The 16,107-nt window shown below is 67.8% G+C and carries 14 protein-coding genes; 13 read left to right on the top strand and 1 reads right to left on the bottom strand.

Annotated features, from left to right (window positions below):
- The first annotated feature begins 252 nt into the window (after positions 1-252).
- The 10 genes from ESB00_RS04350 (at position 253) to ESB00_RS04305 (ending at position 11,946) form a co-directional block, all read left to right on the top strand.
- Positions 253-1,047, top strand: coding sequence for an MBL fold metallo-hydrolase (locus tag ESB00_RS04350; RefSeq protein WP_129046501.1), 795 nt, complete (start codon positions 253-255; stop codon positions 1,045-1,047).
- 105 nt (positions 1,048-1,152) lie between these two features.
- The gene (pyk, locus tag ESB00_RS04345) at positions 1,153-2,586 is read left to right on the top strand and encodes a pyruvate kinase (protein WP_129046500.1); all 1,434 of its coding nucleotides are present in this window, start codon (positions 1,153-1,155) and stop codon (positions 2,584-2,586) included.
- A 183-nt stretch (positions 2,587-2,769) separates the two neighbouring features.
- Positions 2,770-4,905: a carbohydrate binding family 9 domain-containing protein gene (locus tag ESB00_RS04340; protein WP_129046499.1), complete on the top strand. Its 2,136-nt coding sequence runs from the start codon at positions 2,770-2,772 to the stop codon at positions 4,903-4,905.
- A gap of 65 nt (positions 4,906-4,970) precedes the next feature.
- Complete coding sequence (locus ESB00_RS04335; RefSeq protein WP_129046498.1) at positions 4,971-5,357, top strand: hypothetical protein; 387 nt, start codon at positions 4,971-4,973, stop codon at positions 5,355-5,357.
- Positions 5,358-5,466: 109 nt separating this feature from the next.
- Entirely contained in the window at positions 5,467-6,714 is a 1,248-nt protein-coding gene (locus ESB00_RS04330) for a TolC family protein (RefSeq protein ID WP_246026403.1), read from the top strand.
- Entirely contained in the window at positions 6,711-7,124 is a 414-nt protein-coding gene (locus ESB00_RS04325; protein ID WP_129046496.1) for a hypothetical protein, read from the top strand. Before ESB00_RS04330 ends, ESB00_RS04325 begins: the two co-directional genes overlap by 4 nt.
- Positions 7,124-10,264, top strand: a complete 3,141-nt coding sequence (locus ESB00_RS04320) for an efflux RND transporter permease subunit (RefSeq protein WP_129046495.1) — start codon at positions 7,124-7,126, stop codon at positions 10,262-10,264. The genes ESB00_RS04325 and ESB00_RS04320 overlap by 1 nt, the downstream gene beginning before the upstream one ends.
- Before the next feature lie 5 nt (positions 10,265-10,269).
- The gene (locus ESB00_RS04315) at positions 10,270-10,704 is read left to right on the top strand and encodes a hypothetical protein (protein ID WP_129046494.1); all 435 of its coding nucleotides are present in this window, start codon (positions 10,270-10,272) and stop codon (positions 10,702-10,704) included.
- A 74-nt stretch (positions 10,705-10,778) separates the two neighbouring features.
- Positions 10,779-11,348 (top strand): class I SAM-dependent methyltransferase, encoded by a 570-nt coding sequence (locus tag ESB00_RS04310; protein WP_129046493.1) that lies wholly within the window; start codon positions 10,779-10,781, stop codon positions 11,346-11,348.
- Between the two features lie 7 nt (positions 11,349-11,355).
- Entirely contained in the window at positions 11,356-11,946 is a 591-nt protein-coding gene (locus ESB00_RS04305) for a methyltransferase domain-containing protein (RefSeq protein ID WP_129046492.1), read from the top strand.
- Here ESB00_RS04305 and ESB00_RS04300 read toward each other — a convergent pair.
- Positions 11,943-12,179: a DUF1653 domain-containing protein gene (locus tag ESB00_RS04300; protein ID WP_129046491.1), complete on the bottom strand. Its 237-nt coding sequence runs from the start codon at positions 12,177-12,179 to the stop codon at positions 11,943-11,945. The genes ESB00_RS04305 and ESB00_RS04300 overlap by 4 nt on opposite strands.
- 116 nt (positions 12,180-12,295) lie before the next feature.
- On the opposite strand from ESB00_RS04300, the gene ESB00_RS04295 reads away from it, so the two are divergent.
- From ESB00_RS04295 to ESB00_RS04285, 3 genes are all read left to right on the top strand, one after another.
- Positions 12,296-12,844 (top strand): TIGR00645 family protein, encoded by a 549-nt coding sequence (locus ESB00_RS04295; protein WP_129046490.1) that lies wholly within the window; start codon positions 12,296-12,298, stop codon positions 12,842-12,844.
- A gap of 182 nt (positions 12,845-13,026) precedes the next feature.
- Positions 13,027-14,352 (top strand): hemolysin family protein, encoded by a 1,326-nt coding sequence (locus ESB00_RS04290; protein WP_129046489.1) that lies wholly within the window; start codon positions 13,027-13,029, stop codon positions 14,350-14,352.
- Positions 14,353-14,462: 110 nt separating this feature from the next.
- Complete coding sequence (locus tag ESB00_RS04285) at positions 14,463-15,869, top strand: CobW family GTP-binding protein (protein ID WP_129046488.1); 1,407 nt, start codon at positions 14,463-14,465, stop codon at positions 15,867-15,869.
- Positions 15,870-16,107: the final 238 nt, after the last annotated feature.

Here is a 16,107-nt window from a genome sequence, read left to right as displayed (position 1 = left end):
CCGCCTGCGTCAACCCCCACGGTGCTGGCGGAGTCGGATGTCCTGCCGCCCCCACCGAAATTCAGCCGCCCTCACAATCAGGCCCAATGTTCGTAATACGAACATTGGGCCTTGAATGACACCCGTCCAGCCCGGTGCGTGTGGACGAATGTTCGTAATACGAACATTCGTCGGGTCGGGCCGGGTGGCGGTCGGCGGACTGGGCCGGATTTGGCATTGCCGGGGTCAGGCGGCGGGCCCTCAATCCCGGCGATGGCCCTGCGGTTCCGCATTCTTGGCTCGGGCAGCTCCGGCAACGCCGCCCTCCTCGCTTCCGACGACACCCGCGTGCTCGTGGACGCGGGCTTCTCGGCGCGAAAACTCGGCGAACTCCTCGCCGAGGCGGGCGAGTCCTGGGAACGCATCGACGCAATCTTCCTGACCCACGAGCACGGCGACCATGCGGCGGCGCTCTCCGGCCTGGCGAAACACGACCGCATCAAGGTCTTCGCCAACCGTCGCACCGCCGAGTCCCTGCAGGCCGGCCTCAAGCACCGGATCAACTGGCAGCTCTTTGAGACAGGCGCGACGTTCCGTTTCCGCGAGTTCGAGGTGCGCAGCTTCACCGTGCCGCACGACGCGCAGGATCCCGTCGGCTTCCTCATCGCCCACGGCCACGGCGACCTGCTCTCGCCGCGCCGAAGTCTCGCCTGGCTGACCGATCTCGGTCACGCGCCCGCGCACATCCGCGAACACATCCGCGAGGCCGACGTGCTCGTCGTCGAGGCCAACCACTGTTCGCAGATGCTGCAGGCCGACACCAAGCGCCCGTGGTCCACCAAGCAGCGCATCGGCGGCCGGCACGGCCACCTTTCCAACTCCGCGGCCCGCGAACTCCTTGAAACCACCGCCGGCGCCCGCTGGCGCCACGTGTTCCTCACCCACCTCAGCCGCGACTGCAACTCGCCCGAAGCCGTCGCGGCCGCCTGCGGCACCGTGCTGGCCGCCCGGCAATGCGGGTTTTCGGTCGTCGCCCCGGGCGCCGGCACGCCCGCCTTCGAGTTTTGAACCCCGCTCCGACTGCGCATTTTCTGTCCGCCTCGGCCCGCCGCTTGACGTAATCCGGCTTTTGCTTTGCCCGCTCCGCCCCCGCCCGCTTCCCTGCTCCCGTCCATGTCGATCCCGTCCTACCGCCGCACCAAGATCATTGCCACCCTCGGCCCAGCCACCGAGAGCGAGAAGCAGCTGACCCGCCTCATCGAGTCGGGCGTGGATGTCATCCGCCTCAACATGGCGCACGCCAAGCACGACTGGACCCGCGAGGTCATCCGCCGCATCCGCGCCGTCTCCAAGAAGGTCGGCCGCGAGGTCGCGGTCATGATGGACATCAAGGGCCCCGAGATCCGCACCGGCGACGTCGCGGCCCCCATGGAGCTGCGGCCGGGGGAAATCTTCGACTTCACGGTCAAGCCGGGCGGCGACCGCACCAACGCCGAGGAGATCCGCTCGGTGGACGTGAACTACCGCGACCTCGTCAACGACATCAAGGTCGGCGACATCGTGCTCGTGGACAACGGCCTCATCCGTCTCGAGGTCCGGGCCAAGAACGACGCCCACATCCGCTGCTGCGTGCTCACGGCCGGCACGCTCTCCTCCCGCCGGCACATCAACCTCCCCGGCGTGCGCGTGAACCTGCCTTCCTTCACCGAAAAGGACCGGGCCGACACCCTCGTGGGCATCGAGGAGGGCATCGACTTCGTGGCCCTCTCCTTCGTGCGCGAGGCCGGCGACATCTCGCAGCTCCGCGGTTTCCTCCGCGAGCAAAAATCCTCCGCCCGCATCGTCGCCAAGATTGAGGACCAGGAAGCCATCTCCAACCTGGACGACATCATCCGCGCCACCGACGTGCTCATGGTGGCCCGCGGCGACCTCGGCATTGAGGTGCCGCTGCAGGACCTGCCCATCATCCAGCACCGCGCCGTCCGCACCTGCCTCTCCGTCGGCCGCCCCGTCATCGTCGCCACCCACATGCTGGAGTCCATGATCACCCAGCCCGTGCCGACCCGCGCCGAGATCACCGACGTGGCCAACGCCGTCTACGAGCAGGCCGACTGCGTGATGCTCTCCGGCGAGACCACCGTGGGCAAATATCCCTTCGAGTGCATCCGCGTGATGGATTCCATCGCCCGGCGCGTCGAGGAGGAGTTGGCCGCCGACTTTCCGGAGCCGGCCGTGTTCATCGAGCCCCGCATGAAGTTCATGCGTGCCGCCGTGGTCATGGCCAACGAGTTCCCCGGGGCGCGCATCGTGATCTTCACCCGCCGCGGACTCGCCGCCGCCGGACTCGCCGCCCACCGCCCGGCCCGTGCGCCCATCCTCGCCCTCACCGACAACGTGACCGCCCTGCGCCAGCTGCGCATCGTCCGCTCGGTCGAGCCCTATTACATCGGCGTCTTTGGTGATCCCGAAAAAACGCTTTCCCGTGCGATTGCCATGCTGCGGGACGCCGGCCGCGTCCAAAGCGGCGACAAGCTCGTGATCATCTCCGATGTGCTCACCGATTCCGGCGACCGGGTGGACAGCATCCAGATGCGCACGGTGGGCTGAGGCGCGAGTGTCATCGCAGGGGCGCGCCTTGCGCGCGCCCTCGGGCGCGGTCAAGCCACGCCCCTACGGATCCCATTTGCCGCCTCCCCGCAGGGAGTTCATCGCGCAATTTCGTCCTTTCGACCTGTAACCTTTGCCGCGCAGCGCGGTTTCCCGCATGACGCCACCCACCCCGGCGATCGCATGACACCACGCCCACGCCTCCTTTTCCTCGGCCTCATCCTGAGCGGAGCCGGCCTTTTCGCCGCCCCCGCCCTGGACGTGCGCCCCACTGCCACGCCGCCCGTGATCGACGGCGTGCTCGACGATCCGGTCTGGCAGACCGCCGCCCGCACCGACGCCTTCCGCGAAGTCTATCCCCGCGAGAACACCGAGCCCACCGAGCGCACCGAGTTCTGGGTCACCTACGACGCCGACCACGTCTTCGTGGCCGTGCGCTGCCACGACTCCGGCGGGCTCGCCGGTATCCGCGCCTACTCCATGCAGCGCGACCAGAGCAACGGCTCCGACGATCTCGTGCGCATCGTGTTCGACACCTTCAATCGCGAGAGCGACGGCTATTACTTCGGCCTGACCGCGGCCGGCGGCAAACACGACGGCCTCGTGCAGAACAAGGACCAGGCCAACGACCAGTGGGACGGCCTCTGGCACGGCCGGGTCACCCGCGATCCCGGCGGCTGGAGCTGCGAGTTCGCGATCCCGGCCAAATCCATCGCCTTCGATCCCGCGGGCGGCACCTGGGGATTCGACGTCGCCCGGCAAATCCGCCGCAAGCAGGAGAACGTCCGCTGGTCCAACGTCATTCGCGCGAAGAGCGTGTTCTCGCTCCCCGATACGGGCGATCTCCGCGGTTTCGCCGGCCTGCGCCAGGGCCGCGGCCTTGAGTTCAAGCCGTTTGCCAGCGCGACCACCCGGCACAAACCGCGCGCCGGCGAGAAGGAAACCGAGTTCAAGCCCGGCCTCGACTTCGTCTGGCAGGCCACGCCCTCGCTCGCCGCCACGCTCACGCTCAACACGGACTTCGCCGACGCCGACGTGGACGAACGCCAGGTCAACCTCGGCCGCTTTCCGCTGTTCTTCCCGGAGAAACGCTCGTTCTTCACGCGCGACGCCTCGCTCTTCACCTTCGCCGGCATCAACCAGGACCCGCTGCCGTTCTTCTCGCGCCGCATCGGCCTGGCCGAAGACGGCACCAAGGTGGACATCCTCGGCGGCGCCAAGGTCACCGGCCGCGCCGGCCCGTGGACCATCGGCCTGCTCGATGTGCAGACCGACGACCACGCGGGCGTGGACGGCAAGAACCTGTTTGTCGGCCGCGTCTCCCACCAGGTGCTGGCCGAGTCCAGCGTCGGCCTCATCGCCACGCACGGCGACCCGCGCGGCGACGGCGACAACACGCTCCTCGGCGCCGATTTCAACTACACCAACAGCCGCCTCGCCGGCGGCAAGACGCTCACGGCCCGCCTCGGCGTGCAGCACACCGACTCCGATCTCGCCGGCGGCACCGGCACCGCGACCACCCTTTCGATCAACTACCCCAACGAACCGCTGATGCTCTCCGGCTGGTTCAGCGCCGTGGACGAGAAGTTCGACCCCGCCCTCGGCTTCGTCTCCCGCACCGGCGTGGGCAACATGCACCTGCAGGCGCTCTACAACGTCTATTTCAAGGACCGCTTCCTCAGCATGGCGCAGCCCTTCGTCGAGACCGACCACACCACCGACCTCGACGTCCACTTTCTCGACGGCAACGTCTGGACCGGTTTCTACGCCGAGACCGCGAAGGGTGACTTCACCAACATCTGGCTCGGCGCCCACTACGAGACCTACGATACGCCCTTCGCGATCCGCCCCGGCATCATCGTCCCGGCCGGCCGGCACCGGTTCGACGACTTCCAAATCGAGATCGGCACCGCCCGCGCCCGACCGGTGGACGCTTATGTGCGCTGGCGCACCGGCCAGTATCTCACGGGACACGCCGATTTCTACAACCTGGGCATCGGCTGGCGTCCGACCAGCCGCCTGCAGTTCAACCTCAGCACGGGTCTGCGCGACATCCGGCTCCCCGCCGGCGAATTCCAGGTCCGCACCGGTTCGCTCCGCGCTTCCTTCACGTTCAATCCCGACCTGCAACTCAGCCTGCTCGGCCAATACGACAACCTCTCGAAGTCGCTCGGGATGAATTTCCGCCTGAAGTGGACCGTCCAGCCCGGCAACGATCTCTACTTCGTGATCAACCAGGGCTACGACACCACGGCCGATCATTTCCGTCCGACCACCGGCGACATTTCCGCCAAGGGCGCCTGGACCTGGCGGTTCTGAGCGGACCGCGGGGTGGCTCAGGGCGAGACTTGACCAAAGTCCGCTCCCACTCATCTTTCTGGGCCGTGTCCCGCCTCGCCCGCATGCTGATCCTTTTCCTGGTCGCCGCCTGGCTGCCGGTCACGCTGCATTGCCGGCTCGAGGCCGCGGGCTTCCACGGCGCGGATGAATGCTGCGCCAGCGAGCAGGCCGCCGAAACGCCCGGTGACTGCAAGGACGACGCCTGCCCCACCGTCGAGGACACCCTCTACAAAGAGTCCGGCCAATCGCTCAAGATCGCCGCACCCGCCGTCGCGTCCTGCCTCGCCTGCCTCGCGCTCGTGCCTGAACCTGCGTCGAACCAGTCTGAACTTGCCACCGCCAGCCACGCTCCGCCCCTCGAGATCGAGGTCGCGTGGCAATTCCTCTCCCGCGCCGCGCCGCCCGCGCGCGCGCCCTCACTGAACGCGTAAGCCTGCTCCGGCGGTCACCGACTGCGGACAGTCTTCTTCCACGCGCACCCACCGGTGCCTTCGCCGGCCTATGGCCGGGCCTGCTTGTCCGTTTAACCCGTGTTCAGTCATGAAAATTTCCACGCTCTGCGTCTCCCTTATCCTCACTGCCAGCGCCCTCGCATCCTCGCTGGCCCCCGATGCCTTGGTCGCCGGAATTGTCGCCGCCAATCCCGAACTTCAGTTTTACCGCGACGAAATCGCTGCCGCGCGCGCGGGTGTGCGCCTGGCGGCCACCCGGCCGCCCGCGGAATTCTCGCTCGAGGCCGGCCGCAAGCGCGTGCGCGATGGCGGTCTCGCCGCCGAGGGCACGGCCTGGGCGGTGTCCGTTTCGCAATCCTTCGAGTGGCCGGGTCGCCTGGCCCTGCGCAAGAGCATCGCCAACCACGACCTCGCCCTCGCCGAACTGGGGCTGGCTCGCTTCGAGGCCGCGCTGACCGCCCGCGCCCGCACCCTGGCCTTCGGACTGCAGGCCGCGACCACCCGGGCCGCCGCCGCCCGCGAGGTGGCCGACCGCTACGCCGCGCTCAAGGAAGTCTTCCTCGCCCGCGATCCTGCCGGCCTCACGCCGCTGCTGGAAATCCGCGTGATCGAGGCGCAGGAACTCGTCCTCCAGCGCCGCGCCACCGACGCAGCCCTGGCCCTGCAAACCAACCTGGCCGAACTGAACCAGCTGCGCGGCGCACCGGCAGACGCCCCGCTCAAAGTCGCGTCCGCCCCGCTGAAATTCAACGGCGCCCCCTCCGCCGAATCCCTGCTCGCCGCCGCCCGCGAAAATCACTTCGAGTTCCGCGCGAAGAAACTGGAGCTGGAACAGCAGGGATTCGCCGTGCAACTCGCCCGCAGCGAAGGCCGGCCGGCCTTCACCGTCAGTCCGTTCCTCTCGCAGGAAAAGGCCGGCGAACGCGAGACCGTGGCCGGAGTGGGGCTTTCCCTGCCGTTGCCGCTGGGCGACCGGCCGCGCGCCAACACCGAGGTTGCCGAGGCCCGCCGGCGCCAGGCGGAGACCGCCGTGCGCGTGGCCGAGCAGGAACTCGAACGCGAGTTGCTCGCCGCACTCGCCGCCTACGCGGCCCGCCAGGGTGAGATCGCCCGCTGGGCTCCGGACTCCGCCGCCAAGTTCCGCGAGGCGGCCGGACTCGCCGACCGGCACTACCGCCTCGGCGCCGTGCCGCTCGCCACCTACGTCGAACTCCAGAACGCCTACCTCGAGGCCGTCGAGGCCCTCCTCGATACCGAGCGCGAAGCCCTGGATGCCGGCCTGCGGCTCGAACAGCTCACCGGACTGAATCTCAAACTCGTGGAGGCCACGCCATGAAATCCGCCCCGATCCTGGTCCTGGCCGCCACCCTGCTCCTCGGCGCCACCGGCTGCACCGAGTCGCACGCCCACGACCATGCCGCCGAACCGCCTCCCGCCTCGGCCTACAAGGCCGGGCACGGCGTGCAGCTCTCGCCGGCGGCAGCAGAATTCGCCGGCCTGGCCACCGGCGAATTCACCGGCCGCCTGCCCGCCGGCGCGCTGCTGCGCACGGTGAAGGGCGACTTCGTCTATGTGGCCAACGGCCCGTGGCTGCTGCGCACGCCGGTGACGCTGGCCGCCGACGGGTTAACCGTCAGCGAGGGCCTCTACGAGGGCGATGTCATCGCCGTGCAGGGCGTGCGCGCCCTCTGGCTCGCTGAACTACAGGCCATCAACGGAGGCGTCGGCTGCGCCGACGGACACTGATGCTGGAACGCATCATCGATTTTTCGCTGCATCGGCGCGGCCTCGTCGTGTTCGCCGCCCTGCTGCTCGCCGCCGCGGGCATCTGGTCGGCCTTCCACGTCGCCATCGACGCCGTGCCCGACATCACGAGCCCGCAGGTGCAGATCAACACACCCGTCGCCGCGCTTGCGCCCGACGAGATCGAGACGCTCGTCACCGTCCCCATCGAGCGCGAGCTCGCCGGTCTGCCCGGTCTCGTCGAGCTGCGCGCCCTCTCGAAGTTCGGGCTCTCGCAGGTCACGCTGACCTTCGCCGATGGCACCGATCTCTACCGCACGCGCCAGCTCGCGACCGAACGGCTCGCCGCCGCCCGCGAACAGCTGCCAGCGGGAGCCACCCCCGCCCTCGCGCCGATCAGCACGGGCCTGGGCGAGATTGTCTATTACACGCTGGATTACCGCGCCGACGCCCCCGGCAAGCCCGCCACCCGCGCCGACCAGTTGCGCGAACTGCGCCTGATCCACGATTTCCAGGTGCGTCCCGCCCTGCGCGCCACGCCCGGCCTCGCCGAGGTCAACGCCATCGGCGGCTACGAAAAGCAGCTCGTGGTCGCCCCCGACCCCGAGAAGCTCCTGGCCGCGGGGGTGAGCTTCGACCAGCTCGCCGGCGTCATCCGCGCGAGCACCAGCAACGCCGGCGGCGGCGTGCTCGAGCTTGGGGGCGAGGCCGTGGTCGTACGCGCCGACACCCGCGCGCGTTCCGCCGCCGACATTGCCGGCCTGCCGGTGAAATTTGCCGGCGGCACCCGCCCCCTCACTGTCGCGGACCTCGCGGAGGTGACCATCGGTTCCGCCGTCCGCACGGGCGCCGCCACCGCCGACGGCGAGGAGACGGTGGCCGGCGCCGCCATCATGCTGGCGGGCGAAAACAGCCGCCTCGTCGCGCGTGCGGCCGTCGAGCGCCTGGAAGGCATCCGGACCCGGCTGCCGGCCGGCGTGCAGCTGCGCGTCGTCTATGACCGCTCCGATCTCGTGCACGCCACGATCCGCACGGTGGCGACCAACCTGTTCGAGGGTGCCGTCCTCGTTGCCGCCGTGCTGTTTGCCCTGCTCGGCCATTGGCGTGGGGCGCTGCTCGTGACCCTAGCAATCCCACTGTCGTTCCTGTTCCTGCTCACGGGCATGGCCCAGGCTCAACTCAGCGCCAACCTGATGAGCCTCGGGGCGATCGATTTCGGCCTTATCGTGGACGGGGCGATCGTGATGGTGGAAAACGTCCTCCGCCATCTCGCGGAGCGCCAGCGCGCTCTCGGTCGCGAGCTGACGGCCGGTGAGCGTCTCGCGGAGGTGCACACCTCCGCCCGCGAGGTGGCGCGCCCGATGTTCTTCGGCGTGCTGGTCATCACGCTCGTCTATGTCCCCATCCTCGCGCTCACCGGCATCGAGGGAAAAATGTTCCGGCCGATGGCCGTGGCCGTGATGCTGGCGCTGGGCGGCGCGCTGGCGCTGGCGCTCACGCTCATGCCGGCGCTCTGCCCGTGGTTCCTGCGCGGGCGGCTGGAAGAGCGCGACGGCCGCCTCGTGCGCGCGGCCAAGGCGGTTTACACGCCGCTGCTGGCCGCGGCCTTCCGCCTGCGGTGGCTCGTGGTTGCCGCGGCGGTCCTGCTCTTCGCCGGCTCGGCCTGGCTGTTCACCCGACTCGGCGCGGAGTTCATCCCGCAGCTCGACGAGGGCGCCATCTCCATCCAGATGATCCGCGGCAACAGCGTGGCCCTCGGCGACTCCGTCGAGCTGCAGCGGCGCTCGGAGCGCCTGCTGCGCGAGCGCTTCCCCGAGATCAGCCACCTCTTCGCCCGCATCGGCACGGCGGAAATCGCCACCGACCCCATGGGACCCAACGTGGCCGACACCTACGTCTTCCTGAAACCGCGCGACCAGTGGCGCCGCCTCGACAGCCGGCCCGCGACCAAGGCCGAGCTCGTCGAGCTGATGCGCCGCGAGCTCACCGCCACCATCCCCGGCCAGACCTACCTGTTCTCCCAGCCGATCCAGCTTCGCTTCAACGAAATCATGGCCGGCGCCCGCGCCGACCTCTCGCTGAAGATCCAGGGCGACGACTTCGCCGTGCTCGAACGACTCGCCGCCGCCGCGCTGGAGATCCTGCGCGGCATCCCTGGCGGGGGCGATGTGGAGTTCGAAACCCCGGGCCGGGTGCCGACGCTGGAAATCACCCCCAAACGCGCCGCGCTGGCCGGGCTCGGCCTGCACGCCGACGAGATCAACGCCGTCGTCGCCACCGCGCTCGGCGGCGAGGAGGCCGGCGCGCTCGTCGCGGGCGACCGCCGCACCGAGGTGGTCGTGCGCCTGCCCGAGCATCACCGGCTGAACCTGGCCGGCTTGCGCGACCTGCCCGTCACCGGCGCCGGCGGCGTGCAGGTGCCTCTCTCGCAGGTCGCCGACATCACCGTCACCGACCGCGTGGGCACGCTCACGCGCGAGGACGCCCGGCGGCGCGTGGCCATCCTCATCAACGTGCGCGGACGCGACACCGAGGGCTTCGTGCGCGAGGCGGAGGCCAAGCTGCGCGCGCAACTGCCGTTCCCCGACGGCTACGCCTTCGCGTTTGGCGGCCAGTTCGAGAACCTGCAGGCCGCGCGCGCGCGGCTTGCGGTCGTCGTGCCGGCGGCGCTCGCGCTGATCTACGCGCTCATCTACGCCAGCTTCGGCAACGCCCGGCAGGCGGCGCTGGTCTTCGTGTGCGTGCCGCTGGCCGCCACGGGTGGAGTGGCCGCGCTCGCGCTGCGCGGGTTGCCCTTCACCATCTCGGCCGGCGTCGGCTTCATCGCCCTTTCCGGCATCGCCGTGCTCAACGGCATCATGCTGGTCAGCTTCATCAACCAGCTCCGGACGCAGGGGCACACGGTGCGCGCCGCCGTCACCGAGGGCACGCTCACGCGTCTGCGCCCGAAGCTCATGACCGCCCTCGTCGCCTCCCTCGGCTTTGTGCCCATGGCCCTCTCCACTGGCCCGGGTGCCGAGGTCCAGCGTCCGCTGGCCACGGTCGTCATCGGCGGCGTGATCACCTCCACCTTCCTCACGCTCGTCGTCCTGCCTGTCCTCTACGACTGGCTGGAAACGCGCGTGAAACCCTCTAACTGCTGACTCCCATGAAAACCAAACTCCTCCTCACCCTGTTCACCCTCGCCTGCGGCTCGCTGCTGCACGCCGAAAAGATCGCGGCCGGCCCCAAGGGCGGGCGTCTGCTCGACTCGACACCCCTCAAGGCCGAGTTCCTTGTCACGACCGAGCGCCGCGTCGAGGTCACCTTCTACGACGACCACAGCAACCCGATCCTCCCCGGTGCGCAGCTCGTTGCGGTGACGGCCGAGCCCGCCAGCGGCCGGGTTGCGCTGGAGATGGAAAAGACCGCCACGCACTTCGCGTCCAAGACCGCCCTGCCGGCCGGCGAACCCTACCGCGTCGTCGTCCAGATCCGCGCCACGCCCGACGCCAAGCCGCAGAACTTCCGCCTCGACCTGAACCTCGCCACCTGCGGCGAGTGTCAGCGCAAGGAATACGCCTGCACCTGCGAAGGACACTGAGCGCACCGGGGCAGAACCCATGACACGGCACCCGCTTGATCCGCTGGCACGATGACGCAGCTTTTCGTTTATCCATGAAAGTGCGCGACAGCGGCATGCCGCCGCAGGACTATTGGGAAACCCTGTTCAACGTGCCGGGCATCCTCGATGCCTTCGGCTTCGGCCCGGCGACGGGCGACGTGGTCGAGTTGGGCTGCGGCTATGGCACCTTCACCCTGCCGCTGGCCCGGCGGATCAGAGGCACCGTCCACACCGTGGACATTGAGTCTGACATGGTCACCCTCACTAGACAACGTGCCGCTCAAGCCCAGCTGACCAACCTCAAGGCTGACCAACGTGACGTGTTGACCAACGGCTTCGGCCGGCCACCCGGATCGTGTGACGCCGCCCTGCTGTTCAACATCCTCCACGCCGAAGACCCCGTGGCCTTTCTCCAGGCCGCCCGCGATGTGGTCCGCCCCGGCGGTCTCGTCGCCGTCATCCATTGGCGCAGCGACGTAACCACGCCGCGCGGTCCCGCTCTGGAGATTCGGCCACGCCCAAACCAGATTGTCGCATGGGCCGGCGAAGCCGGCCTCGTCCTCGACAGCGGCGCTTTTCTGCTTCCGCCCTGGCATTTCGGATTGAAACTGCTGCGCACCTGATCCGCGCATGAACCCCGATCCAAGCATCACCCCTGGCTTCTGGGACCAACGCTACGCCTCCGGCAAGACCCCGTGGGACCAGCACGGCGTGCCGGAGTGCCTGCGCGACTATTTGAAACGCACCCCGGTCTCAGGCCGCGCCCTGGTGCCGGGCTGCGGCTCCGGCTACGAAATCCTCACGTTGCACGAGTGCGGGTGGCCGGTCCTCGGCCTCGACTTCAGTCCGGCGGCCGTGGCCCAGGCACAGCGCCAAATGGGCCCGCTGGCCCAACTGGTGCGGGTCGGCGACTTCTTTGCCCCGGCCGACGACATGTCCGGTTTCAGCTTGGTCTATGAGCGCACCTTTCTCTGCGCCCTGCCGCCGGAACTCCACGTTTCTTACGCCCGGCGCATGGCGGAGATCATCCGGCCCGGCGGCGTGCTTTGCGGGTTCTTCTTCCTCGGCCCGGAAGAAGAACCTCCGCCGCATCCCCTCTCGCAGCAGCAAATCAATACGTTGCTCGGCGAGTCCTTTATTTGCAGCGAAGACCTGCCCGTGGCTGACTCGCTCCCGCTCTTCGCCGGCAAGGAGCGCTGGCAGGTCTGGCGGCGGCGCTAATCCCCCACCCGCGCGAAACGCGGAATGCGTTTCCCGCCAACTTCGACCGTCTCGACGAACATCGCCGCCGGGCGCACGAACATCCCGCCGGCGCCGTAGAGCGCCTCGTAGACGACCATCCATTCGTTGGTCTCCGTGTGCAGGGCCAGATGATGAACGCGGTAGGGGTTGTCCTTGTAGTGACGGTATAGTCCCGGGCGGGGTTCGGCGGGCTTGGGCGGCGAGGGCTTCATGGGCAAAGCCTGACGGAGGCGCCCGCCGGCTTACAAACCGGAAGAGAGAATCCAACCACCCGACTGCGCGCTTGCCGCCGGCCCGGCGCGCCCTTTGCTCGCGGGTTTTCCCATTGATGAATCCGCCTACCTCCGCCCACTCCTCCCTCCGCGCGCTCAGTCGCTTCATCTTCCTGAGCCGCTGGCTCCAGGCCCCGCTCTATTTCGGCCTCATCGTCGCGCAGGGCGTGTATGTCTACCATTTCTTCGTCGAGCTCTGGCACCTGCTCACCAGCATGCAGGGCATCAGCGAGCAGACCATCATGCTCACCGTGCTGGGCCTGATCGACGTGGTGATGATCGCCAATCTGCTCATCATGGTCATCGTCGGCGGCTACGAGACCTTCGTCTCCCGGCTTAACCTCGACGGCCATCCCGACCAGCCCGAGTGGCTCTCGCACGTCAACGCCGGCGTCCTCAAGGTGAAGCTGGCCACCGCGCTCATCGGCATCTCGTCGATCCACCTGCTGAAGACCTTCATCGAGGTCGGCTCCAAGCCCGTGGCCGACAACGTCGTCCTCTGGCAGGTCGTCGTCCACATGACCTTCGTCATCTCCGCCCTCCTGCTTGCTTGGACCGACCGCATCTCCACCCGGACAGCCGCCGAGACCCGCGCCGCGCATTGAGCCCCCATCATTCTCGTTCTCGAACGACGACTGAAGAGCAGGAGAACGATTGGGATTTAGGAAATGAGAATGAACACAGCCGGTCGGTGTTTGCGCGACCCGCTTGCGCCGCCGGCATTCCGGGTTTTGGATAGTGGGAGCTGCACGCTGGGCGCCACGCCCGTCCGGCTCCTGTGCCACCCATGAACTCCCTGCTGCTCGAACTCCTCGTCATCTTTTGCCTGCTCCTGGCCAACGGCGTGTTCTCCATGGCGGAGATCGCCATCGTGTCGGCGCGCAAGTCGCGCCTCCGCCAACGCGCCGAGCAGGGCGATACCCGCGCCCGCCGCGCCCTCGCCCTCGCGGAGAATCCCAACACCTTCCTGGCAACCGTGCAGATCGGCATCACGCTCGTCGGCGTGCTGGCGGCGGCCTTCGGCGGCGCCTCGCTCGCCGACCGGCTGACCGGTCCGCTCGCCACCCTGCCCTGGCTCGCGCCCTACGCCGAGGAGGTCGCCTTCGGTGCCGTGGTCGTTGTCATCACCTACTTCACCCTCGTCATCGGCGAACTCGTGCCCAAGCGCATCGGCCTCGGCAACCCGGAGGGCATGGCCCGCTTCGTGGCGGGACCGATGCACGCGCTGTCCGTGCTTTGTGCTCCCCTCGTCAGCGTGCTGGGCCGCTCGACCGACACCCTGCTCGCCGTCATCGGCATCAAGCCAGCCACGGACGCCGCGGTCACCGAGGAGGACGTGCGCCTGCTCGTGCGCGAGGGCATGCGTGCAGGCGCGCTCCACGCCCAGGAACCGGCCATGATTGAGGGCGTGATGTCATTCGACCGCCGCCCGGTGCGCGATCTGATGACGCCCCGCGCGAAGATCATCTGGATCAACGCCCACGACTCCCACGAGGTCATCTGGCACCGTATCGTGGTCAGTGCGCACACCACGTTTCCGGTTTACGAAGGCCGGCGGGACAACGTCATCGGCATGGTCACGGTCAAGGCCATCTACGCCAACCTGGCCGCCGGCATTTCCGTCAATGTGCGCGACCTGGCCACGCCCGCGCTCTTCGTGCCGGATTCCCTGCCGGTCAACCTGCTGCTCGAAAAGTTCAAGGCCACGGGCAAACACGTCGCCCTCGCCACGGATGAGTTTGGCACCGTCACCGGGCTCGTCTCCCTCCACGACCTGCTGGAAGCCATCGTGGGCGACATCCCCTCACCCGCCGACCGACTCAAACCCAAGGCCGTGCGCCGCGACGACGGCTCGTGGCTGGTGGACGGCCTGCTCGACACTGCCTCATTCACCGAGGCCGTGGCCGACTTCCCGCTGCATCCGCCGGCGCAGCGCGACTACGAAACCTTCGGCGGGTTCGTCGTCAAGCAACTCGGCCATGTCCCGACCGAGGGCGAAATCTTCCGCCACCACGGCTATGACGTCGAGGTCATCGACATGGACGGCCTGCGGGTGGACAAAGTGCTGCTGCTGCCGGTCAAGAACCTCCCCGCGACCGGCGGCAAGGGCTGAGCCCCGAGGTGGAGCCCGCGCGGAGCGCCGGCTCCACCCGGCGCAACCGGTTGCAAAGCCTCGCTTGCAGGCTTTGCTACTGTCCTCTGTAATCCGTCTTCCGTCCTCTGATGTCCTCCTCTCCCATTCCTGTCACCGTCCTCACCGGCTTCCTCGGCGCCGGCAAAACCACCCTGCTCAACCGCATCCTCACCGAGCAGCACGGCAAGAAGATCGCCGTGATCGAGAACGAGTTCGGCGAGGTCGGCGTGGACAACCAGCTGGTCATCCAGAGCGATGAGGAAATCTTTGAGATGAACAACGGCTGCATCTGCTGCACCGTGCGCGGCGACCTCCTCCGCATCCTCGGCCGGCTGATGAAGCGCAAGGACCGGCTCGACGCCATCCTCATCGAGACCACCGGTCTGGCCAACCCGGCGCCCGTCGCCCAGACCTTCTTCACCGATCCCGAGATGAAGGAGCAGTTCCGCCTCGATGCCATCGTCACGCTCGTGGATGCGAAGCACATCCTCCTCCACCTCGACAACTCGCCCGAAGCGAAGAAGCAGGTGGGCTTCGCCGACGTCATCATCCTCAACAAGACCGACCTCGTTTCCCCCGCCGAGCTGGACGCGCTGGAGAAACGCCTGCGTTCGATCAACGCCGTCGCGAAGATCCACCGCACCGCCAACGCCGCCCTGCCGATCGAGAAGGTCCTCAACGTCGGCGGCTTCAACCTCGACCGCGCCGTGGAGGTGGACCCGCAGTTCCTCGAGATGGAGTACCCCTTCGAGTGGGCCGGCGCCTACGACCTCCAGCCCGGCCTCCACGAGATCGAGATCGGCCACGACCCGGCCGACGCCGACCATGCCCACGACCATGCGCACGATCACGAATGCGGCGAGGCCTGCGGCCACAACCACAACGAACTCGATCTCGTCGTCATGCCGGTGAAGAGCCTCGACGAGAAGGACCTCGCCGCCTCGATCAACGCCGCCGTGCTCACCTATTCCGACTGGGAGAAGATCACGCTGCCCGGCGAGACCGTCACGACCGGCGGCCAGCTCCACCGGCTCAAGCTCAAGGACGAATACGGCAAATTCAAGGTGAGCATCCCGGCCGCGGGGAAATACCTGATCTTCACCGCCCACGACGTGCCCACGCACTACTACCTGCCCGATGGCACGTTCACGAAATACGTTTGGGACAAAACCTTCCGCCACGAGCACTCGCATGACGAGGAGGTCACGTCCGTCGGCATCAGCGTGCCCGGCGACCTCGACGGAAAAAAACTCAACGAGTGGATCAGCGAGCTGCTGAAGACCAAGGGCGGGGACATTTTCCGCATGAAGGGCGTGCTCTGCGTGAAGGGCACGAACAAGCGACTCGTCTTCCAGGGCGTGCACATGCTCTTCGACGCCAAATTCGACCGCCCGTGGAACGCCGACGAGAACCGCACCAACACGCTCGTCTTTATCGGCAAGAACCTCGACCGCCCCGCCCTCACCGAGGGGTTCAAGGCGTGCTTGGTGAATTGATCGTGGTGGAGCCCGGCAGGGCGAGCTTTCAGCCAAGGCGTGTATTCAAATTCGGTTGGTCGCTCATAAGTCTGTGAACCGACTGGAGCCCTGCTGCGTGCGATCATCAAAAGCGTCCTTACCGTCATCCTGAGCCCTGCGAAGGATCCAGCAGGATAACCGCCAGCGGACATCCTCTTGGATCCTTCACTGCGTTCAGGATGACGGTTTCGAAGATGTGCTGGATTCGATAAGACAA

It is taken from the genome of Oleiharenicola lentus, from assembly GCF_004118375.1.
Lineage (GTDB): Bacteria > Verrucomicrobiota > Verrucomicrobiia > Opitutales > Opitutaceae > Lacunisphaera > Lacunisphaera lenta.
Note: the sequence above shows the minus strand (reverse complement) of the source record. Positions and strands in the feature narration are given on the sequence as shown.

Coding starts and splice junctions, on each gene's coding strand:
- ESB00_RS04285 (WP_129046488.1), top strand. CDS start 14,463: ATGTCCTCCTCTCCCATTCCTGTCACCGTCCTCACCGGCTTCCTCGGC.
- ESB00_RS04290 (WP_129046489.1), top strand. CDS start 13,027: ATGAACTCCCTGCTGCTCGAACTCCTCGTCATCTTTTGCCTGCTCCTG.
- ESB00_RS04350 (WP_129046501.1), top strand. CDS start 253: ATGGCCCTGCGGTTCCGCATTCTTGGCTCGGGCAGCTCCGGCAACGCC.
- ESB00_RS04325 (WP_129046496.1), top strand. CDS start 6,711: ATGAAATCCGCCCCGATCCTGGTCCTGGCCGCCACCCTGCTCCTCGGC.
- ESB00_RS04315 (WP_129046494.1), top strand. CDS start 10,270: ATGAAAACCAAACTCCTCCTCACCCTGTTCACCCTCGCCTGCGGCTCG.
- ESB00_RS04330 (WP_246026403.1), top strand. CDS start 5,467: ATGAAAATTTCCACGCTCTGCGTCTCCCTTATCCTCACTGCCAGCGCC.
- ESB00_RS04340 (WP_129046499.1), top strand. CDS start 2,770: ATGACACCACGCCCACGCCTCCTTTTCCTCGGCCTCATCCTGAGCGGA.
- pyk (WP_129046500.1), top strand. CDS start 1,153: ATGTCGATCCCGTCCTACCGCCGCACCAAGATCATTGCCACCCTCGGC.
- ESB00_RS04305 (WP_129046492.1), top strand. CDS start 11,356: ATGAACCCCGATCCAAGCATCACCCCTGGCTTCTGGGACCAACGCTAC.
- ESB00_RS04295 (WP_129046490.1), top strand. CDS start 12,296: ATGAATCCGCCTACCTCCGCCCACTCCTCCCTCCGCGCGCTCAGTCGC.
- ESB00_RS04310 (WP_129046493.1), top strand. CDS start 10,779: ATGAAAGTGCGCGACAGCGGCATGCCGCCGCAGGACTATTGGGAAACC.
- ESB00_RS04320 (WP_129046495.1), top strand. CDS start 7,124: ATGCTGGAACGCATCATCGATTTTTCGCTGCATCGGCGCGGCCTCGTC.
- ESB00_RS04300 (WP_129046491.1), bottom strand. CDS start 12,179: ATGAAGCCCTCGCCGCCCAAGCCCGCCGAACCCCGCCCGGGACTATAC.